At 67.4% G+C, this 19150-nt stretch carries 18 protein-coding genes; 14 read left to right on the top strand and 4 right to left on the bottom strand.

Annotated elements, in window-relative coordinates; genetic code table 11:
- Positions 1-4 precede the first annotated feature (4 nt).
- From ACFO0J_RS09835 to ACFO0J_RS09815, 5 genes are read left to right on the top strand one after another with little or no spacing between them, the layout of a single operon-like run.
- Complete coding sequence (locus tag ACFO0J_RS09835; protein WP_376812890.1) at positions 5-625, top strand: LPS-assembly lipoprotein LptE; 621 nt, start codon at positions 5-7, stop codon at positions 623-625.
- A 19-nt stretch (positions 626-644) separates the two neighbouring features.
- Positions 645-1694 (top strand): DNA polymerase III subunit delta, encoded by a 1050-nt coding sequence (gene holA / locus ACFO0J_RS09830; protein ID WP_376812889.1) that lies wholly within the window; start codon positions 645-647, stop codon positions 1692-1694.
- Positions 1695-1716: 22 nt separating this feature from the next.
- Positions 1717-2982 (top strand): glutamate-5-semialdehyde dehydrogenase, encoded by a 1266-nt coding sequence (locus ACFO0J_RS09825; RefSeq protein WP_376812888.1) that lies wholly within the window; start codon positions 1717-1719, stop codon positions 2980-2982.
- A 7-nt stretch (positions 2983-2989) separates the two neighbouring features.
- On the top strand, positions 2990-3406 hold the full coding sequence (locus tag ACFO0J_RS09820; protein WP_376812887.1) for a CopD family protein: 417 nt from the start codon (positions 2990-2992) through the stop codon (positions 3404-3406).
- A 6-nt stretch (positions 3407-3412) separates the two neighbouring features.
- Complete coding sequence (locus ACFO0J_RS09815) at positions 3413-5032, top strand: THUMP domain-containing protein (protein ID WP_376812886.1); 1620 nt, start codon at positions 3413-3415, stop codon at positions 5030-5032.
- Here the strand turns inward: ACFO0J_RS09815 and ACFO0J_RS09810 are convergent.
- Positions 5029-6027, bottom strand: a complete 999-nt coding sequence (locus ACFO0J_RS09810; protein ID WP_376812885.1) for a LysR family transcriptional regulator — start codon at positions 6025-6027, stop codon at positions 5029-5031. The genes ACFO0J_RS09815 and ACFO0J_RS09810 overlap by 4 nt on opposite strands.
- 107 nt (positions 6028-6134) lie before the next feature.
- Here ACFO0J_RS09810 and ACFO0J_RS09805 point away from each other — a divergent pair, with 107 nt between their 5' ends.
- The 9 genes from ACFO0J_RS09805 (at position 6135) to ACFO0J_RS09765 (ending at position 16567) form a co-directional block, all read left to right on the top strand.
- Positions 6135-6908 carry an enoyl-CoA hydratase/isomerase family protein gene (locus tag ACFO0J_RS09805; RefSeq protein WP_376812884.1) on the top strand — a complete coding sequence of 258 codons (774 nt, stop codon included), beginning with the start codon at positions 6135-6137 and terminating at the stop codon, positions 6906-6908.
- Between the two features lie 10 nt (positions 6909-6918).
- Positions 6919-9063 (top strand): acetate--CoA ligase family protein, encoded by a 2145-nt coding sequence (locus tag ACFO0J_RS09800; RefSeq protein WP_376812883.1) that lies wholly within the window; start codon positions 6919-6921, stop codon positions 9061-9063.
- Positions 9064-9142: 79 nt separating this feature from the next.
- Positions 9143-10159: a TAXI family TRAP transporter solute-binding subunit gene (locus tag ACFO0J_RS09795; RefSeq protein ID WP_376812882.1), complete on the top strand. Its 1017-nt coding sequence runs from the start codon at positions 9143-9145 to the stop codon at positions 10157-10159.
- A 9-nt stretch (positions 10160-10168) separates the two neighbouring features.
- Positions 10169-12133 (top strand): TRAP transporter permease, encoded by a 1965-nt coding sequence (locus ACFO0J_RS09790; RefSeq protein WP_376812881.1) that lies wholly within the window; start codon positions 10169-10171, stop codon positions 12131-12133.
- 195 nt (positions 12134-12328) lie between these two features.
- Complete coding sequence (locus tag ACFO0J_RS09785; protein ID WP_376812880.1) at positions 12329-12517, top strand: hypothetical protein; 189 nt, start codon at positions 12329-12331, stop codon at positions 12515-12517.
- A gap of 127 nt (positions 12518-12644) precedes the next feature.
- Positions 12645-13163: an RDD family protein gene (locus ACFO0J_RS09780; protein ID WP_376812879.1), complete on the top strand. Its 519-nt coding sequence runs from the start codon at positions 12645-12647 to the stop codon at positions 13161-13163.
- A 37-nt stretch (positions 13164-13200) separates the two neighbouring features.
- Positions 13201-14133: an Hsp33 family molecular chaperone HslO gene (hslO, locus tag ACFO0J_RS09775; protein WP_376812878.1), complete on the top strand. Its 933-nt coding sequence runs from the start codon at positions 13201-13203 to the stop codon at positions 14131-14133.
- A gap of 117 nt (positions 14134-14250) precedes the next feature.
- The gene (locus ACFO0J_RS09770; protein ID WP_376812877.1) at positions 14251-15435 is read left to right on the top strand and encodes a diguanylate cyclase domain-containing protein; all 1185 of its coding nucleotides are present in this window, start codon (positions 14251-14253) and stop codon (positions 15433-15435) included.
- 229 nt (positions 15436-15664) lie between these two features.
- The gene (locus ACFO0J_RS09765; RefSeq protein WP_376812876.1) at positions 15665-16567 is read left to right on the top strand and encodes a TadE/TadG family type IV pilus assembly protein; all 903 of its coding nucleotides are present in this window, start codon (positions 15665-15667) and stop codon (positions 16565-16567) included.
- Between the two features lie 18 nt (positions 16568-16585).
- Here the strand turns inward: ACFO0J_RS09765 and ftsB are convergent, their stop codons facing one another.
- From ftsB to kdsA, 3 genes are all read right to left on the bottom strand, one after another.
- Positions 16586-16861, bottom strand: coding sequence for a cell division protein FtsB (gene ftsB / locus ACFO0J_RS09760; protein ID WP_376812875.1), 276 nt, complete (start codon positions 16859-16861; stop codon positions 16586-16588).
- A 6-nt stretch (positions 16862-16867) separates the two neighbouring features.
- Positions 16868-18154 (bottom strand): phosphopyruvate hydratase, encoded by a 1287-nt coding sequence (gene eno, locus ACFO0J_RS09755; RefSeq protein WP_376812874.1) that lies wholly within the window; start codon positions 18152-18154, stop codon positions 16868-16870.
- Between the two features lie 138 nt (positions 18155-18292).
- Entirely contained in the window at positions 18293-19147 is an 855-nt protein-coding gene (gene kdsA, locus ACFO0J_RS09750) for a 3-deoxy-8-phosphooctulonate synthase (RefSeq protein ID WP_376812873.1), read from the bottom strand.
- Positions 19148-19150: the final 3 nt, after the last annotated feature.

Raw genomic sequence — 19150 nt, 5'->3', positions numbered from 1 at the left:
TCACATGATGCCTCTGGCTCCCTTCGCCTCCCTGCGCCGCTTGCGCTTCGTCCTGGCGGGCCTCGCCCTGCTGGCGCTGGGCGCCTGCGGCTTCCACCTGAAGGGGGCCACCCCGCTGCCCTTCCAGACGATCTACACCAACATCAACCTGGACTCCGAGTTCGGCGCCCGGCTGCGCCGCACCGTCACGGCCAACTCGCCGAACACGCGCTTCACCGAGCGCCGCCTGGACGCCGACGTCTTCCTGCACCAGATCACCGAGTCCCAGAACCTGCGCCAGCTTTCCCTGGACGCCGATGGCCGGGTCGAGGAATACGAGCTGAACCTGGACTTCCAGTTCGAACTGCTGGACCGCGAAGGACACGTGCTGCTGCCGCCCACGACGCTGCTCAGCGTGCGCGAACTGCCCTACAACGACCGTATCGTCCAGGCCAAGGAAGGCGAAATCGAGCGCACGTTCAAGGACATGCGCAACGGCCTGATCGACCAGATCATGCGCCGCATGAGCTCGCCCGAGGTCCAGGCCGCCTACGCCAACGCCGCCGATCGCCCCATCGTGCCCATCCCGAATGACGCGGTGCTCAGCACCACGCCCTCGGCCGGCCCGGCTCCGATCCGGCCCTGATATGGACGGGCGCTAGACCATGGCGCGGGCGTCGGCCGCGGACCGCCTGACCGAGCACTACGCCGGCGCGCAGGACCTGCCCGCCTGCACGGTCCTGAGCGGCGACGAGATCCTGCTGCTGACCGAGGCGGCCGACGCCTACCGCGCCGCCGCCATCCGCCTGGGCTGCGCCGAGCGCACCCATCTGGTGATGGACGCCCGCAGCGACTGGGGCACGGCGCTGGCGGCCGCGCAGAACACCTCCTTGTTCGGCGATCTGCGCCTGCTGGAAATCAGCCTGCCCACCGGCAAACCGGGCAAGACCGGGGCCGACACCCTGCAAAAGCTGGCCACGATGGCCGGCGACGGCCATCTGCCGGACCTGCGGCTCCTGATCCGCCTGCCGCAACTGGACCGCGCCACCCAGCAGAGCAAATGGGTCCTGGCCCTGAAGGCCGGCGCCGATTGGACCGACATCGCCTCCATCCCGCGCACGGCGCTGCCGGACTGGATCGACGCCCGCCTGCGACGCCAGGGGTACACGGCCGACGCCGAGACCCTGGCCTGGCTGGCCGACAAGGTCGAGGGCAACCTGCTGGCCGCGCACCAGGAATTGCAGAAACTCGCCCTGCTGCACCCCGCCGGGGCGCTCAGCCTGGAGCAGGTCCAGGCTGCCGTGCTGAACGTGGCCCGCTACAATCTCTATGATCTGCGCGACGCCATGCTGCTGGGCCAGGCCGACCGGGCGCTGACCGTGCTGCGCGGCCTGCAGGCCGAAGGCGAGGCCCTGCCGCTGGTGCTCTGGGCCGTCGGCGAAGAAATCCGCATCCTGACGCGCCTGGCGCCCCATGTCCACGGCGGCCTGGAGGCGGCGATCCGGTCCCAGCGCCTGTTCGGCGCGCGCGAAAAACTGGCCCGCCAGGCCCTGGCCCGCGTCCCGGCCGCCGCCTGGCCCCCGGCCTTGCGCCACACCCACGAAATCGACCGTATCATCAAGGGAATTCCGGTGGACGGCCTGCTGCGGGACCCCTGGGACGAGCTGGAGCGGCTGGTGATGCGCATCGCCACTGCGGGATCGCGCCGCCGTTGAACGCTTTTTGACGCACACACATATGAACGACACCACCACCGTTTTCTCCATGCAGACCCTGGGCCGCCAGGCCCGCCAGGCGGCGCGCATCCTGCGCTCGGCCTCCGGCGCCGCCAAGGCCGCGGCCCTGCGCGCCATGGCCGACGGCCTGCGCACCCGCCGCGCCTGGCTGCAGGCGGAAAACGAACTCGACCTGCACACCGCCGCCGAACGCGGGCTGGACGCCCCCATGATGGACCGCCTGCGCCTGTCCGACCGGGCGCTGGACCTGATGATCGAGGGCCTGCTGCAGATCGCCGCCATGCCCGATCCCATCGGCAGCCTCAGCGAAACCACCACGCGCCCCAACGGCATGCGCGTGGCCCGCATGCGCGTGCCGCTGGGCGTGATCGGCATCATCTACGAATCCCGCCCCAACGTCACCATCGACGCCGCCGCCCTGTGCCTGAAATCCGGCAACGCCACCATCCTGCGCGGCGGCAGCGAAGCCTTCCATTCCAACCGCGCCCTGGGCACGATCATCCAGGCCGGCCTGGAAGCCGCCGGCCTGCCCCCGCATGCGGTGCAGGTCGTGGACACCACCGACCGCGCCGCCGTGGGCGAGATGATCACCCACCCCGAATGGATCGACGTCATCATCCCGCGCGGCGGCAAGGGCCTGATCGCCCGCCTGGCCGACGAATCGCGCGTGCCCCTGATCAAGCACCTGGAAGGCAACTGCCACGTCTATGTCGACAAGGCGGCCGACCTGGACCGCGCCCTGGACATCGCCGTCAACGCCAAGACCTACCGGACCGGCATCTGCGGCGCCATGGAGACCCTGCTGGTACACGCCGACGTGGCCGCCGCCTGGCTGCCGCGCGCGGGCGCCCGCTTTGCCGAACTGGGCGTCGAACTGCGCGCCTGCCCGCGCGCGACGGCGCTGCTGCCCGGCTCGGTCCCGGCCACCGAGGCCGACTGGGCCACGGAATTCCACGACGCCATCCTGGCCGTGCGCGTGGTGGATTCCCTGGACGACGCCATGGACCACATCGCCCGCTACAGTTCCGAGCACACCGAGTCCATCGTCACCGAAGACCTGTCCGCCGCCCAGCGCTTCCAGCGCGAAGTCGATTCCAGTTCGGTCTACGTCAATCTGCCCACCTGCTTCGCCGACGGCTACGAATACGGCCTGGGCGCAGAAATCGGCATTTCCACCAACCGCCTGCACGCCCGCGGCCCGGTCGGGCTCGAAGGCCTGACCATCCAGAAATGGGTGCTGACGGGCGAAGGCCAGTTGCGAGGTTAGGCGCCTCATGCTCTGGGTCAAAGCCTTCCACATCCTGTTCGTCACATCCTGGTTCGCCGGGCTGTTCTATCTGCCACGCATCTACGTCAATCTGGCCCAGACGGACGATCCGGCCGTGCGCACGGCCCTGCTGGGCATGGCGCGGCGCCTGTACCGCTTCATGACGCCGCTGGGCGTCCTGGCGCTGGCGCTGGGCCTGTGGCTCTGGCTGGGCTACGGCATCGGCCAGGGCCAGGGCTGGATGCACGCCAAACTGCTGGCCGTGGCCGGCCTGCTGGTCTTCCACCTGGCCTGCCGCCGCCACCTGCTGGCCCTGAGCGCCGGCGTCAACCGGCACTCTCACCGCTACTTCCGCTGGTTCAACGAAATTCCGGTCCTGCTGCTGTTGCTGGTCCTGATCCTGGTGGTCGTCAAACCCTTCTGATCGCCGATGAACGATTCCACGACACGCAAGACACTGAGCCTGAAGAAAAAGGCCCCCTCCGCTCCAACCCGCACCGGGCCGGACGAGGAACCCCGCAAGCGCTCGGGCGCCCGCGCGCGCCAGGCCGCCCTGCAGGAGCACGCGCGCCAGGGACGGCCGGGCGCTGAACCCGAGGCCCCCGCCGAAGCCCCTGCGGCCCGACGGCCGGCCCGTACCGGCGCGCCGGATCGCGGGCCCCGGACCGAGCGCGGCGACCGGCCGGCGCGTGCAAAGTCCGGGGCGCCGGCGCGGGACCGCGGGGACCGGGCGGACCGGCCCTACGCCGACCGGCCGCGCCCGCAACGCGCCGAAGGCGCAGCGGACCGCCCCTGGAGCCGCGCGGACAAACCGCGCACCGACCGGCCGCCTCGCGCCGAAGGCGGCACCGACACCCCGCGCATCCAGCGCCTGCCGCGCACCCCGCGCCAACCGCGCCGATCCGAGATTTTCGCCGTCTTCGCGCCCTGCCCGCACGGGCTGGAAGAAGCCCTGGCGCTGGAACTGCAGGCCCTGGGCTACGAGGCCGTGCAGGCCGGACGCGCCGGCTGCCATTTCCAGGCGGACTGGTCCGGCGTGCTGCGCGCCAACCTGTATTCCCGCCTGGCGACCCGGGTCCTGGTCCAGGTCGCCCAGGCCGACGTCCACACCGAAGACGACATCCTGGCCCTGGCACGCGACACCGAATGGGAGCGCTGGTTCGGCCCGGAACATTCCCTGCGCGTGGACACCTCGGCCATCCGCAGTCCCATGCACAGCCTGCAGTACTGCAATCTGCGGGCCAAGGACGGCATCTGCGACCGCCTGCGCGACCGTGAAGGCGACCGGCCCAGCATCGACACCGTCCGCCCGGACGCGCGCGTCCATCTGTTCCTGGACGAACGGCGCGCCACGCTGTACCTGGACGTCTCCGGCGAATCCCTGTTCAAGCGCGGCTGGCGGCTGGACAAGGGCGAGGCGCCGCTGCGCGAAAACCTGGCCGCCGGCCTGCTGGCCCTGTCCGGCTGGCCGCCCGATACCCCGCTGCTGGACCCTTTCTGCGGCAGCGGCACGCTGTTGATCGAGGCCGCCTGGATCGCCCTGGGCGTGCCGCCGGGCATCTGGCGCCCGTTCGGCTTCGAGCGGCTGCGCGCCCACGACGCCCGCCTGTGGCGCGACCTGAAGGAAGACGCCCGTGCGCGGATCGCCCCGCGTCTGGAACAACCCCTGGTCGGCTGCGACATCAACCCAAGCGCCATAGAATCCGCACGCGCCAACGCCGAGCGCGCCCACCTGAGCCCGGACACGATCCGCTTCGAGGTCTGCGACGCGCGCCGGATGCCGCCCCCCGAATCCGCCGGCTGGATCGTCACCAACCCGCCCTACGGCGAACGGCTGGCGGACGAAGACACGGAACTGTGGCCGGAATGGGCCAGCTGGCTGAAGCGCCACTACGGCGGCTGGCAGCTCAACGTCATCACCAGCGACCTCGACCTGCCCGGCCGGATGCGGCTGAAAGCCCGCCGGCGCCACCCGCTGCACAACGGCGCCCTGGACTGCCGCCTGTTCCAGTTCGAGCTGGTGGCGGCCGGCTATCGGGACCGGGCTTAGGCGCGAGTCCCGGCGCGGCCCGATGCGCCCGCTCCGGGCGTTGCGACGGCCCGCCTGCCCTGCCGCTTGCTCCAGCGCGCCTCGGGGGGCAGCCGCATGTGGTGATCCCGGGCGTCACGCAGGGCGTCCATCAAGTCCAGGGCGGGCCGCGCCAGCGGCCGGAGCGCGTCGTAGACGAGACAGATTTTCCGCTCGAGCACCGGACTCCGGACGACCTTGTAGTCCAGGCTGACGAACTGGACCGTCGGCAGCAGCAGCGACGGAAGGATGGTGACGCCTATTCCGGCAGACACCAGGCCGCCGATCGCATTGACTTCCCTGACATGCAGCAAGGCTTTGGGCGAAATCCCGAGCTTTTGCGCCAGCTCATGGAGCTGCAGGTGGATGCTGCTCTTCTGGTCGAAGGCGATGATGGGTTCGTCCTGCAGATCGGCCCATGTCACTTGCGCCATGGCGGCGAAGCGATGGTCCGGACGGAAAATACAAACGAAACGATCCGTCGCCAGAGTTTCCGACTGCAGGTCCGGCGGCGTCCTGTGCAAGGCGGTGACGGCGAAATCGACGTCTCCGCCCGATACCTGCGCCAATATTTCCTCCGAGAAACCGTCCTGTATGGATACTTCGACCTCGGGGCGTTGCTGGCAGAAACGCGACAGGATGTCCGGCAACAGGGTGCTGGCCACCGAACTGACCGTGGCCAGCCGGACGGAACCGCTCCGTCCCGCCAGATAACCGGAAAAATGATTCAGCCCCTTCTCGAACTGGGCCACGATGGTGCGCGCAACAGCCACGAAACGCTCGCCCTCCGGCGTCAGGCCGACGCTGCGCGTCGTGCGGCGAAACAAGGCCACGCCCAGGCTCGACTCGACTTCCTGGATGGTTCTGCTGATCGATGATTGCGAGACATAGAGTTTGCCGGCCGCGGCGGTATAGCCGCCGTTGTCCAGCACCGCCAGGACCACCCGCATATGGCGAATGTCTATATTAATGCCCATATTGCATCAATCCATCCAATATTTATATTGGACTGTAATTAGTTCGCGGCATACAGTCAATCAATCCCCGGGCATGCCAATCAACCACACCTCATCGAGAAGACAGAATGCCAGAAGTCGTCACGCACCGTGAAGGCCATTGCCTCCACATCGTTTTCAACCGGCCCGAGCGCCTCAACGCGGTCAACGAACCGCTCTACCAACAGACGCTTGCCGCCTTGAGGGAAGCGGAAACGGACGGCCAGACCCGCTGCGTCGTGCTGTCCGGCCAGGGCAGGGCCTTCTGCGCGGGCGCCGATCTGAAGGCCCACGGCTCCGGACAGCGCTCCGAACGGGAACGAACCGAATACGTCATGCTGGGGCAGGAGGTCTGCGCCCAGATCCAGCGCATGCGCATTCCCGTGGTGGCCCAGGTGCATGGCTACGCGATCGGCGGCGGCGCCGAAATCGCCACCTCCGCCGACTTCCTGGTCATCGCCGAAGATGCCATGATCGGCTTTCCGGAATCCGCCATCGGGACCTATGTCGGCGGCGGCGTGACGACCCGCCTGCCCCGGCTGGTGGGTCTGCGCAAGGCGGCCGAACTGCTCCTGTTCGGCCGGCGCATCAGCGGTGCGGAAGCGGTGCGCTGCGGGCTGGCGAATGCCGCAGTCCCGCAGGAAGGCCTGGCGGCGGCGACCGCCAACATCACAAGCATCCTATGCGCCAATGCGCCGGTCTCCATGGCCGTGATCAAAGCGGCCATCAATACCTCAACGCCCCCGGACGACGTGTTCAGGACCGAGGCGCGCGCCTTGCTGGATATCATGCGGACCGATGATTGGCTTGAAGGCGTGCGCGCCTTCGCCGAAAAGCGAACGCCCCGGTTCTCCGGCAAGTAGGGAGCGGACCATGGACTTGTGCAGCATGGACATGGAACAGGACAGCGCCGTCGACCGCATGATGGAGCCACGCTCGATCGCGATCGTGGGAGCGTCCTCCGACGCCAGGAAGCGGGGCTACCAGATCGTCGAATCCCTGGTTCGCAACGGCTACCCGCATCCGATCTATCCAATCAACCCCAAAGGCGGCGCCATCCTCGGGATACCGGTCCTGTCCAGTATCGATGAACTGCCCCTGGAGCTGGATCTCGCCGTCATCGCCAGGCCGGCGGACCAGGTCATCCCGATACTGGAGGCGTGCTGCCGCCGGCGGGTCGCCGGCGCGGTCATCCTCGCCAGTGGATTCAAGGAGTCGGGTCCGGACGGGGCCCGGCGCCAAGAGGCCTTGCAATCCTTTCTCGCAACCCACGACATCAGGGTCATCGGCCCCAATACATCCGGCATCATCAATTTCAACCATGGCGCCGACCTGGTAGGCCTGAAGCAGCAGTGCCGCATCGGCCCCATCAGCGCGGTGACGCAAAGCGGCAACATGCTGCTGTCCTTGCTGGCCGATATCGAGCACCACCGCACTCCGGGCCTGGACGCGTACGCCGGCCTGGGCAATCAGGCCGATGTCGATGTCGCGGAACTGATCCTGGCATTCAGCCGGCGGGCCAGCACGAAGGCCATCGCCGTGCACGCGGAGGGGCTGCATGACGGCCGCGCCTTGATCGCAACCGCCGCCGAGGTCAGCCGCGGGTGCCCCATCGTGCTCGTACGCGGCGGCCGTTCGGAAGCAGGCCGCCACACGGCGCTGTCGCACACCGGCTCGGTGTCGGGCTCCGACCGGGTCGCCACGGGGCTGCTCGGGCAGGCCGGCATCATCCAGGTAGAGCGCGTGGACGAACTGGCAGTCGTGGCCGGGGCCCTGTCCAGCCTGCCCCTGCCCAAAGCCGGCAAGGGCGTCGCAATCGTGAGCGACGGCGGCGGGCACGCGACCTTGGCCGCCGACAGCCTGACAGCCGCCGGCCTGCGTCTGGCGACGCTGTCCGAACAGGCCCGCCAGGCCCTGCACCGGTATCTTGGCGCAACGGCTGCGGTCAGCAATCCGATCGACGTGGCCAGCGCCGGCGACGCATCGCCGCGCCTGTTCGCGCAATGCATCGAACTGCTGCAATCGGAGCCCGACGTGGGGGTGATCCTGGTCGTAGGCCTGCTGGGCGGATATCACCTGCGATTCGATCCCGAGGACGAGGTGCAGGAAAACGCGGCCTGCCTGGACATCGGCCGGACCGCGGCCGCCGGCAAATTCCCGGTCGTGGTGCATAGCTGCTATGAGCATCGGCGGCCCGCCGCCCACCAGCACTTGCGCGAACATGGCATTCCCGTGCTCGGCTCCATCGAGCATGCCGTATCCTGCGTGCAGGCGCTGGTGCGGCGCAGCCATTGGCTGGCAACCGCGGCGCAACGCACCGATGCGCAGGCGCTGGGCCGGTACGCCCGACCGACCGGCCAACGCACGGCATCCGTGCTCTCCGAGCCCGAGGCGCGCGCGTCGCTGGCCGCAGCCGGCGTTGATACGGGCCCCTGGCTGTTCGCGGAAAATGCGGCGCAAGCCCGCGCCCACGTCGCGGCGCTGGGCCGCCCGTGCGCGTTCAAGATCGTCGCCGACGGCATATCCCACAAATCCGATGTAGGCGGAGTGCGCTTGAACGTCGGCGAGGATCTGGCGGAGACGGCCTGGACCGGTATGGTCGAAGCCGTGCGCCGCGCGCATCCGGACAGCGCCATCCGCGGCGTGATCGTGACGCCCATGATCGATGCCGGCACGGAGCTGCTGATCGGCGTCACGGTGGACCCCGGTTTCGGCCCCATGATCGCCTTCGGAGCCGGCGGAGTGACCATCGAGGCCCTGCAGGACATCGCCTTTCGCGCCTTGCCGCTGACCGAGCTCGAAGCGAAGGAAATGATTCTTGAAACCCGTATTGCGAAGATCCTCGCCGGTTATCGCCGCCTGCCCTCGATAGACATGGACACGCTCGCCCGCTTCATCGTGGACATCGGCGCATCCTCCTTGCGGATGGAGAACCTGGCGGATCTGGAATTCAACCCTGTCATCCTGAACCAATCGGGACTGCATATCGCCGACGTCAGATTGATATCCGCCCCGTAAGCCCCGGCCCGTCGCCGATTCCTTCCAATCGGCGGCGGACTCTTTACCATACCAAGATGCAATAGGAGGAGACTTCAGCATGCACACCAAAACATTCAGCCACCGGAAAAAAATGTGCCTGGCCGCGGCCGCCTGGTCGCTGTGCGCCACGGTCCTGACGGCCACGGCCATCGCCGCGGACGGCCCCGACCGGGGGAGCGCATACACAAGCAAACTGCAGCTCGGGACCGCCAACCCCGGCGGCGGGTACTACACCATGGGGTCGGAGTACGCGAATATCTTCGAAAAGCGTATCGACATCCCTGATCTGCGCGTATCGGCCATCCAAACCAGCGGCTCGGTGGACAATCTCGCCAAGATCAGCCGCGGCGAGATCGAACTCGGCCTGGCGCAAGCCACCACCGCCAAGCTCGTCCTCAGCGGCGAAGGGAAATACAAGAACGTCAATACCGAGCCTGTCGGCCTGCTCGGCTGCCTTGAGCCGTATGCGCTGCATGCGTTCACACTGGCGGATACCGGAATCCGGTCCATCGGCGACCTGAAGGGCAAGCGGGTGGCCATCGGCGCGCCCGGTTCGGCAAACCAGCTTGCCTCCAAGGCGCTGATGAGCGCCTATGGCTTGTCCGACGGCGACTACCAGGCTTTCTCCGAAGCCTCCGACAGCGCGCGCCAGCGCCTGCGCGACGGGAATCTGGATGCCATCTTCGACGTCCAGCCGGTGCCCTTCCCCGGCTTGCAGGAGCTGGAGTCGGCCAAGGGCGGCGTGCGCCTGCTGTCCATCGAACCGCAGCAGCTCCAATCGCTGTTGGCCCATAGCGACTTTTCACCCTATACCATCGCAGCCGGCAGCTACGGCTTCGCCAAGGAGCCGGTGCAGACCGTTTCCGATTGGTCCTGCCTGTTCGCCTCGAAGGCCAAGGTCAGCCCAAAGCTGGCGTACGAATTGACGCGAACGCTCTATGAACATGCCGGCGACCTGACGCTGCCGGCCAAACAGGCCATCGACGTCAATACCGCGATTCCGCCGAATCTGAACCTGCGGCTCCATCCCGGGGCCGAACAATATTTCAAGGACAAAGGCATCATCAAGGACTAAACCCGCCCCATGGCCCCGCGATTCATGAAGGACGACGTGAAGATGACCCGGACAACAGACGAAAGCCAAGCGCTCAATATCCCGATCGAGGGTGAACAGCAGCAGAGCACCACGCGATGGCGCAAGTCCGCATTTCTCCTGGGCACACTGCTGACCCTGTTCCAACTCTATACGGCGTTTTTCGGGTCCTACGTCTCGATCGTCCAGGGGGCCGTCCACCTGGGCCTGGCCTGCGCACTGATCTTCCTGGTGTACCCGGCCAGCGCGCGGGCCGTAGACTCCAGGCCGCGCAGAATCATCGACTTGCTGCTGGCCTCGCTGGCCGCCGCCAGTTGCCTGTACATCCTGTTCAACTACGAACGGCTGGTCGACGATGCGATCCTGTTCGGCTACAGCGGCCTGGATATCGCGGCGGCTACGGTGGGAATCGCCCTGGTGCTGGAGGCCACACGGCGCAGCGTCGGTCTGCCGATCGTCCTCATCGCCCTGGGTGCGCTCGCCTATAGCCTGTTCGGCAACCATAGCCCGGTCTTCACCCATCCGGGCCTCAGTTGGAACCGGCTGGCAACCGAGGCGTTCTTCACCACCTCCTCGGTATTCGGCACGCCGATCCAGGTCTCGGCGACATTCATCTACCTGTTCCTGTTCTTCGGGGTGGTGCTGATCCATACCAACGTCGGCAAGTTTTTCACCGACATCGCCTTCCTGGCAGTGGGCCGGCTGACCGGCGGCCCTGCCAAGGCCGCCGTGATCGCCAGCGGCTTGCAAGGCATGGTCTCCGGCAGTTCGGTATCCAATACCGTAGCTTCCGGGTCCTTCACCATTCCCATGATGAAACAGGCCGGATTCCGCCCGGAGTTCGCGGGCGCCACCGAAGCGGCCGCCTCCACCGGCGGGCAACTGGCCCCCCCTGTCATGGGGGCGGCCGCCTTCATCATGGCCGCCATGACCGGCGTACCCTACAACGAGATCATCGTCCTGGCCGCCGGACCCGCCATCCTGTACTTTCTCGGCATTTTCCTCTCGGTACACTTCGAAGCGAAGAGAATGGGCATCACGGGGCTGCGCCGGGATCAGTTGCCCCCGCGCAGCCTGATCCTCAGGAAAGGCTACCTGTTCGCCCCCCTGCTCACGATCGTCGTGGCCCTGCTGATCGGCAGGACGCCGACTTTCGCCGCCCTGCTGGCAATCGGCGTGACCTTGATCGTCAGCGGGTTCTCCGCCGAGGACCGGATGGGCCTGGCCCGCCTGGCGGGCCTGCTGGCGGCCGGCGCACGCGCTGCGCTGCCCGTCATCGCCGCTTGCGCCACGGCCGGGATCATCGCGGGCACCGTCACGATCACGGGCCTGGGAGGCAAACTGGCTGCCGGCGTCATTGAAATCGCATCGGGCTATTTCTCGCTGACCCTGATCATGACCATGCTGGCCTGCCTGGTGCTGGGCATGGGCCTGCCCACCACGGCGAATTACGTGGTGACGGCGACGGTCGCCGCGCCCATCCTGGCCGCACACTTCAGCGTGCCCGTGATCGCCGCGCATATGTTCGTGTTCTATTTCGGCATTCTGGCGGACATCACCCCTCCAGTGTGCCTGGCCGCTTACGCGGGCGCCGGTATCGCGGGCGCAAATCCCATGCGCACCGGCGTCATCGCCTTCAAGCTCGCAGTGGGCGCCGTGATCGTGCCGTACGCGTTCATGCTGAACCCGATCCTGCTGCTGGAGGACGCGAGCCTCGGCCACTACCTGTTTTCGATCACCATGACATTGCTGGCGATCACCTGCGTCAGCGCCGCCATGTCGGGCTATCTTCTGAACCATGCCCGTCCATTCGAGCGGCTGGGCCTGTTCGTGGCCGGCATCCTCCTGATCTCCCCCGCCCCCATGCTGCTGGGTGCAGGCTTGCTTCTGCTCTCAACGATCGCTGTCTCGCAACTGGTGTGCGGCCGGCGGCAAAGCCGCGGATCGACCCAGTGACACAACGGCGCTTGTTCCAGTTCGAGCTGGTGGCGGCCGGCTATCGGGACCGGGCGTAGGGTTTTGGCCACACTTCCAGGGTCCGGCAACCGGCCGGACCCGGTCAGCCATCCAGGGACTTGCATAACACCTAGGGTTTTCCCTATAATAGGGTTAACCCGAGCGAAACGCTCTTTTCAAGTGAAGAGACTTGCTATGAAAAACCTGCAAACCACCGACATCCGCCTGACCGACGCCCTGGAACGCCAACTGCTGCAAGAAGCCATCGAAGCCCAGCATGAATTTGCGCTGGACCACGCCGTCAAGCACCTGTTCCAGAAGATCGCCGGCTTCTTCAAGACGCCCGAAGGCCGCGTGCACCACACGGTCCGCACCGCCCACTAAGCCGCTCCGGCTGAGTCGCAGGGCCGCCCCATCGGGCGGCCTTTGTTTTGCCGCCGGGACGCCCCAAGGCGTGGGGCGCTTTTTTTCAGCGATAATGGATGGTTTTCAAAAGCCCATCCGCCGCGCCATGTCCGTTTCCGCACCGGCCGTCCCGACCGCTCCGCCGCGCCTGCGCCGCTTTGCCTGCATGATGTACGAGGGCGTGCTGCTCTTTGGTGTGGTGTTTCTGGCGGGGTATCTGTTCGACACCCTGACCCAGAGCCGCAGCGGCCTGATGCTGCGCCACGGCCGCCAGGTGTTTCTGTTTCTGGCCATCGGCGTCTATTTCCTGGCCTGCTGGCGGCGCGGCGGCCAGACCCTGCCGATGAAGACCTGGAACATCCGCCTGACGGATCGCGGCGGCCGCCCCCTGCGGGGCATCCGCATGCTGCTGCGCTACCTGCTGCTGTGGCCGTTGCCGCTGCTGGCCGCCCTGGCGATCGCCGGGCTGTCGCACGCGACGGGCTGGGCCTCGTTCGATCTGCTGATCGTCGGCGCCCCGTTCACCCTCTTCCTCTGGACCTGGATCGATCCCCAGGGCCAGTTCCTGCACGACCGGCTGCTGGGCACCGAACTGCACGACCTGCGCCCCGCCCCCTCCGCCTGAATTCACGCACCCGGCCGCGCCACCCCGGAATCCCCGCATGAGCGACACTCTGAAGAAATACCTGACCGCCGACCGCGGCACCCGCATCCAAGCCCTGCGCCTGACCCAGGCCTGGCAGACCGGACTGGCCCACCAGAACCTCCCCCCCGTGCTGGTCGGCCTGCTCGGCGAACTGGCCGCCGCCAGCGTGTTGCTGGCGGGCAATATCAAGTTCGACGGGTCGGTCGTCCTGCAGCTCCAGGGCAACGGCCCGGTGCGCCTCATCATGGTCGAATGCACCTCGGCCCTGGACCTGCGGGCCACGGCCCACCTGCGCGAAGACGCCGAACCGCCCGCCGACGCCGGGTTGCAGGATCTGCTCAATGCCGACGGCCAGGGCCGCTTCATGGTGATGCTGGACCCCTCGGGGCGCCAGGCCGGCGCCACGCCCTACCAGGGCATCGTGCCCCTGGAAGGCGACACGGTCGCCGCCGTCCTGGAACACTATATGAAGCACTCGGAGCAACTGGACACCCGGCTCTGGCTGGCTGCCGACACCCAGGCCTGCGCCGGACTGCTGCTGCAACGCATGCCCGGCGCATCGACGCCGGCTGGCGCGGCGGAACCCGACGCCGACGTGGACACGGCCTGGACGCACTGCACGACCCTGGCCGAGACGCTGGAACGCGAGGAACTGCGCACGGCCGACTCCGACACCCTGATCCATCGTCTGTTCTGGGAAGACGATCTGCTGGCCTTTCCCGAACAGACGGTGCGCTGGCACTGCCCCTGCAGCCGCGATCGGGTCGCCGGCATGCTGCGCACGCTGGGCCGCCAGGAGGTCGAGGACATCCTGGCTGAACAGGGCCACGTCCACATCGCCTGCAACTTCTGCGGCCAGCCTTACGATTTCGATGCGGTGGACTGCGCCGCCCTGTTCGTCGACAGCCCCGACGCCCTGCAGGCTCCCGGCTCGGATACGCTACACTGAGCCGCGCCATCGGGAAAATCCCATCAGGGTTTGCACGGTCGCGCCCGCCGCGCCCGTAGAGCGCGGCGGCGCGACCGTGCACAATAAGAGGATCGAGTCCAGGGCAGGGGATTCACGATGTTTTTCCAGATCGTCCATATCAGTGGCACGACGGTTTATTGCATCTGCGCCATCCTGCTGTGGTGGATCAACCGCGTGCCCAGGACCAATCCGGGCGCCGGATGGTGGGCCGGCGCCATCCTGGCCGCCGCCGTGTCCCGCGCGCTGCTGTTCGCTCTGGATGGCGCCGGTGATCCCCGCACGGTCCTGTTCGCTTACGGCCTCTTCTCGGGACTGGAAAAAACCCTGCTGGCCCTCGGCATCGTCCGCTTCTTGAAACTGCCCGCAGGCGAACGCTGGGTCCGTACCGCCGCCGGCCTGTTCGGCGGCGGACTCGTGCTGGCCTGGCTGTCCCCGGCCCTGCCTCTCTGGACCCTGCGCGCCGCCCTGGCCGGATTCAATCTCGGCATGCTCGCTTTCGTGGCCATCGCCTGCCTGCGCCACTGCCCGGCAGACACCGGTCCCTGGCTGCGGGTCGCGGCCTTCTTCTCCGGACTGCTGGCCCTGCACTGGGCGACCGCCTTTCCCCTGATCGAAGCCTTCCCGGGCTGGCGGGTCACCGGACTGGCCCTGGGCACCGTTCTGGTGCTGGTCCAGTACCTGGCGCTGCTGGCCTGCGTGCTGCGGCAATTCCAGCAGCGGCTGATGGACGCCGAAAGCAAGGCGCTCGATCTTGCCTACTTCGATCCGCTGACCGGCCTGAACAACAAGAACTATCTCAGCAAGCTGTTCGAGCAGGCCCTGGTGCTGGCGACGCGTCCCCACCATCTGGTCGCCGTCTGCTATATCGATCTGGACAATTTCAAACCCATCAACGACAGCGCCGGACACAAAGCCGGGGACATGGTGCTGCAGGAAGTCGCGCAGCGGCTGAAATCCTGCATCCGCAGCACCGATATCAGCGCGCGCATCGGCGGCGACGAATTCGTCGTCGTCGCCACACAACTGGAACAGCCGGATCAGGTCGAGCGGATCGCGTCCAAACTGCTGGAGCGGCTGAGCGCGGACATCCACATCGGCGGCGCCACCTATCCCCTGGGCGCCAGCATCGGCATCAGCCTGTACCCCCAGCACGGCGACACCCTGTCCTCGCTGATCGACGCGGCCGACACGGCCATGTACCAGGTCAAATCCACCCATAAGAACGGCTACGCCCTGTACGACCAGTCCGAACCGCCGGAACGCGCCGCCGCAGCCGGATGAGGCATGATGGTCCGTCTGCGTCCCCGCACGAGGCGCGACATCCCGGTCATAGAGGAATCGCCCCACTATTCCGCCCGGCAGGCGGGCCTGCATACTGGCCCGCATGTCGTACCCCCGCCATCTCCTCCCCGAAACGTCTTCCGGCCCGCCCCGCCTCGCGCCGTGGCCGCAGCGTGACAGCGGCCTTGCCCGCCGTACCGCCGCGCGGCGCCGCCAGCGCGGCGCAGGCATGGCCGGTTTCCTGCTGGCAGCCGTCCCGATCCTGACGCTGGGGCTGGGCGGCGTGGAAGCCGCGCACTGGTCCGGCCTGCGCCAGACGCTCAGCCTGGCCCTGATGGAAGCCGCCCGCGCAGGCGCCACACAGCAGGCCCGGCCGCAGGCCATCGCCCAGGCCTTCGAACACGGTCTGCGCATGGCTTATCCTGCCCCCCGCGCCGCCGCCCGGGCGCTGCAGGAACGCCGGGCCGCCCTGGGCGGCGCCCCCTGGCGCATCCGCATCGCACGGCCGACCCCCGAGGTCTTCCTGGATCACGCCGACCCGGACGTGCGCGGGCCGCGCGCCTACCCCGGCCAGCCCCTGATCCGCAACGACTACCAGGCGCGGCAGCAGACGCGCCGACAGGCCCAGGGCTGGCCGCAAGGCCGAGGTCCCCGCTCCGGCCTCAACATCCACGAAGCCAACACCCTGGTCCTGGAACTCTGGTGGCCGCACCGTCCTCTGGTGCCGGGCGTCGGGGCCATCGTGCGGTCCCTGGCCCCTCTGGCGGATGACCCTGCCCAGGCACGTCTGATGGCCGCGGGTTATCTGCCGTTTCGCCGCCGGGTCACCGTCGCCATGCAGTCGCACCCGGCCGCCTGGCCGGATCTGGCGGACGGACGCGTGACGCATGGCGTATCCGCGCCGCCGGGGTGGGCTGCGGGACAAACGGGGCGGGATGGTGCGACAAGCACAAACGCGGCCTGGGCAGAAGCAGCCATGCCGGACGCAGGCGCAACGGAAGGCCCGACGTTACAGGCCGATGATCTGGATAGCGGAGAAAGCCCGGACGACAACGCCACGGACATGGCTCAAGAAACAGGAGCAATGACGCCCCCTGGACCGGAGGCCGCTGCCTGCGAGCCGGCGCCCTGAGACGCGAGACCCGGCGCGTTACTGCCGGGGCAGCACCTGGACGAAGTATTCGCCCTCGCGGATCATGTTCAACTCGCCGCGGGCGCGTTCCTCGACCGCCGAAATCCCGGTCTTGAGATCCTGGACTTCGGCCTGCAAGGCGTTGTTGCGTGCGGTCAGGGCCTCGTTGGCCTCGGCTTCCGTCTGCACCTGCGCCTGCAGGCCGCGCAGGCTGAGCCAGCCGCCCTTCCCCCACCACAGCGGATACTGTGTCGCCAGGGTCAGGGCCAGCAGGGCGAGGCTCAGCAGGCGCATAAGGCCTTAGCGCAGGTTGTAGAACGCCGACGTGCCGGGGTAGGAGGCGACTTCGGCCAGTTCTTCCTCGATGCGCAGCAACTGGTTGTACTTCGCCATGCGGTCGGAACGCGACAGCGAGCCGGTCTTGATCTGCATGGCGTTGGTGGCCACCGCGATGTCGGCAATGGTGGAGTCCTCGGTCTCGCCGGAACGGTGCGAAATCACCGCCGTGTAGCCCGCGCGCTTGGCCATTTCGATGGCCGCGAAGGTTTCCGTCAGCGTCCCGATCTGGTTGATCTTGATGAGGATCGAATTGGCGATGCCCTGGTCGATCCCCTTTTTCAGGATCCTGGTGTTGGTGACGAACAGGTCGTCGCCCACCAGTTGGACCTTGCGGCCCAGTTGTTCGGTCAGCAGCTTCCAGCCTTCCCAGTCGTCCTCGGCCATGCCGTCCTCGATGGAGACGATAGGGTACTTATCGCACCAGGAGGCCAGCAGATTGGCGAAGTCCTGGGAGCTGAGGGCAATGCCGCCTTCGCCGGCCAGATGGTATTTGCCGTCGCGGTAGAACTCGGAACTGGCGCAATCCAGGCCCAGCACGACTTGGGAACCGGCCTCGTAGCCGGCTTCGCCGATGGCCTTGAGGATCAGTTCGATCGCGGCCTCGTGGTTGGCCACGTTGGGGGCGAAACCGCCCTCGTCGCCGACCGCCGTGGACATGCCGGCCGCGCCGATGATTTTCTTCAGCGCGTGGAAGACTTCGGCGCCCATGCGCAGGGCCTCGCGGAAGCTGGAGGCGCCCACCGGCAGGATCATGAATTCCTGCAGGTCCAGGGTGTTGTTGGCGTGCGCGCCGCCGTTGATGACGTTCATCATCGGCACCGGCATCTGCATCGGGCCGCTGCCGCCGAAATAGCGGTACAGCGACAGGCCGGCGTCGTCGGCGGCTGCGCGGGCCACGGCCATGCTGGCCGCCAGGATCGCGTTGGCGCCCAGGCGGCTCTTGTCTTCGGTGCCGTCCAGGTCGATCAGGGTGCGGTCGATGAAGGTCTGTTCCTGGGCGTCCAGGCCCATCAGCGCCTCGGAGATTTCGGTGTTGACGTGCTCGACGGCGCGCAGCACGCCCTTGCCCAGGTAGCGGGACTTGTCGCCGTCGCGCAGTTCGATGGCCTCGCGCGAACCGGTGGATGCGCCCGACGGCACCGCCGCCCGCCCCATCGCGCCCGATTCGAGCAACACGTCGCATTCCACGGTGGGGTTGCCGCGCGAGTCGAGGATTTCGCGTCCGATGATGTCTACGATTGCACTCATGGTCTGACAGTCCTGCCTGTGTAGAGGGTGGGTGAAAAGGGGAACCCCGCCATTTTAACGGGATGCCGACAGAGCCAGTCTACCCCGGGATTCCAGCCGGCCGCACACGGCGACATTTATAGTGACTATTCGACGGCCTTAGAGACCGCCCTCGTTCAACATGCCGGACTGCTTGACGCAGCGGTCCAGCTCGGCCAGGCATTCCAGCAGGCCGCGCATGCGGTCCAGCGGCACCGCGTTGGGGCCGTCGGACAGGGCCTGGGCGGGGTTCGGATGGGTTTCCATGAACACTCCCGCCACGCCGGCCGCCACGGCGGCGCGCGCCAGCACCGGCACGAATTCGCGCTGGCCGCCGGAATGCGTGCCCTGCCCGCCCGGCAGTTGCACCGAATGGGTGGCGTCGAACACCACCGGGCAGCCCGTGCCGCGCATGATCGCCAGCGAACGCATGTCCGACACCAGGTTGTGATAGCCAAAGGACGCGCCGCGTTCGCAGACCAGGATATTGCTGCCGTCGCCGCCGGCCTCCAGGGCTGCGGCGCGCGCCTTGGTCACGACCTGGACCATGTCTTCCGGCGCCAGGAACTGGCCCTTTTTGATGTTGACCGGCTTCAGCGTGGCCGCGCAGGCCTGGATGAAATCCGTCTGGCGGCACAGAAAAGCCGGCGTCTGCAGCACGTCGACCACGGCGGCGACCTCGCGGGCCTGGCCCGTTTCATGCACGTCGGTCAGCACCGGCACGCCCAGTTGGCGGCGCACGTCGTCCAGGATCTTCAGGCCCTCGTCCATGCCCGGCCCCCGGAACGAGGCGCCGGAACTGCGGTTGGCCTTGTCGAAAGAACTTTTATAGATGAAAGGGATCCCCAGCGCCCGGGTCATTTCCTGCAGCACCCCCGCCGTCTCGAAAGCCAGTTCGCGCGATTCGATGACGCAGGGGCCGGCGATCAGAAACAGGGGATGCTCGATACCGGCCTGAAAATGACACAGTTGCATGGG

The organism is Castellaniella hirudinis (assembly GCF_042651965.1).
Lineage (GTDB): Bacteria > Pseudomonadota > Gammaproteobacteria > Burkholderiales > Burkholderiaceae_B > Castellaniella > Castellaniella hirudinis.
The sequence above is the reverse complement of the archived record's forward strand: the minus strand, read 5'-3'. Positions and strand labels throughout refer to the sequence as shown.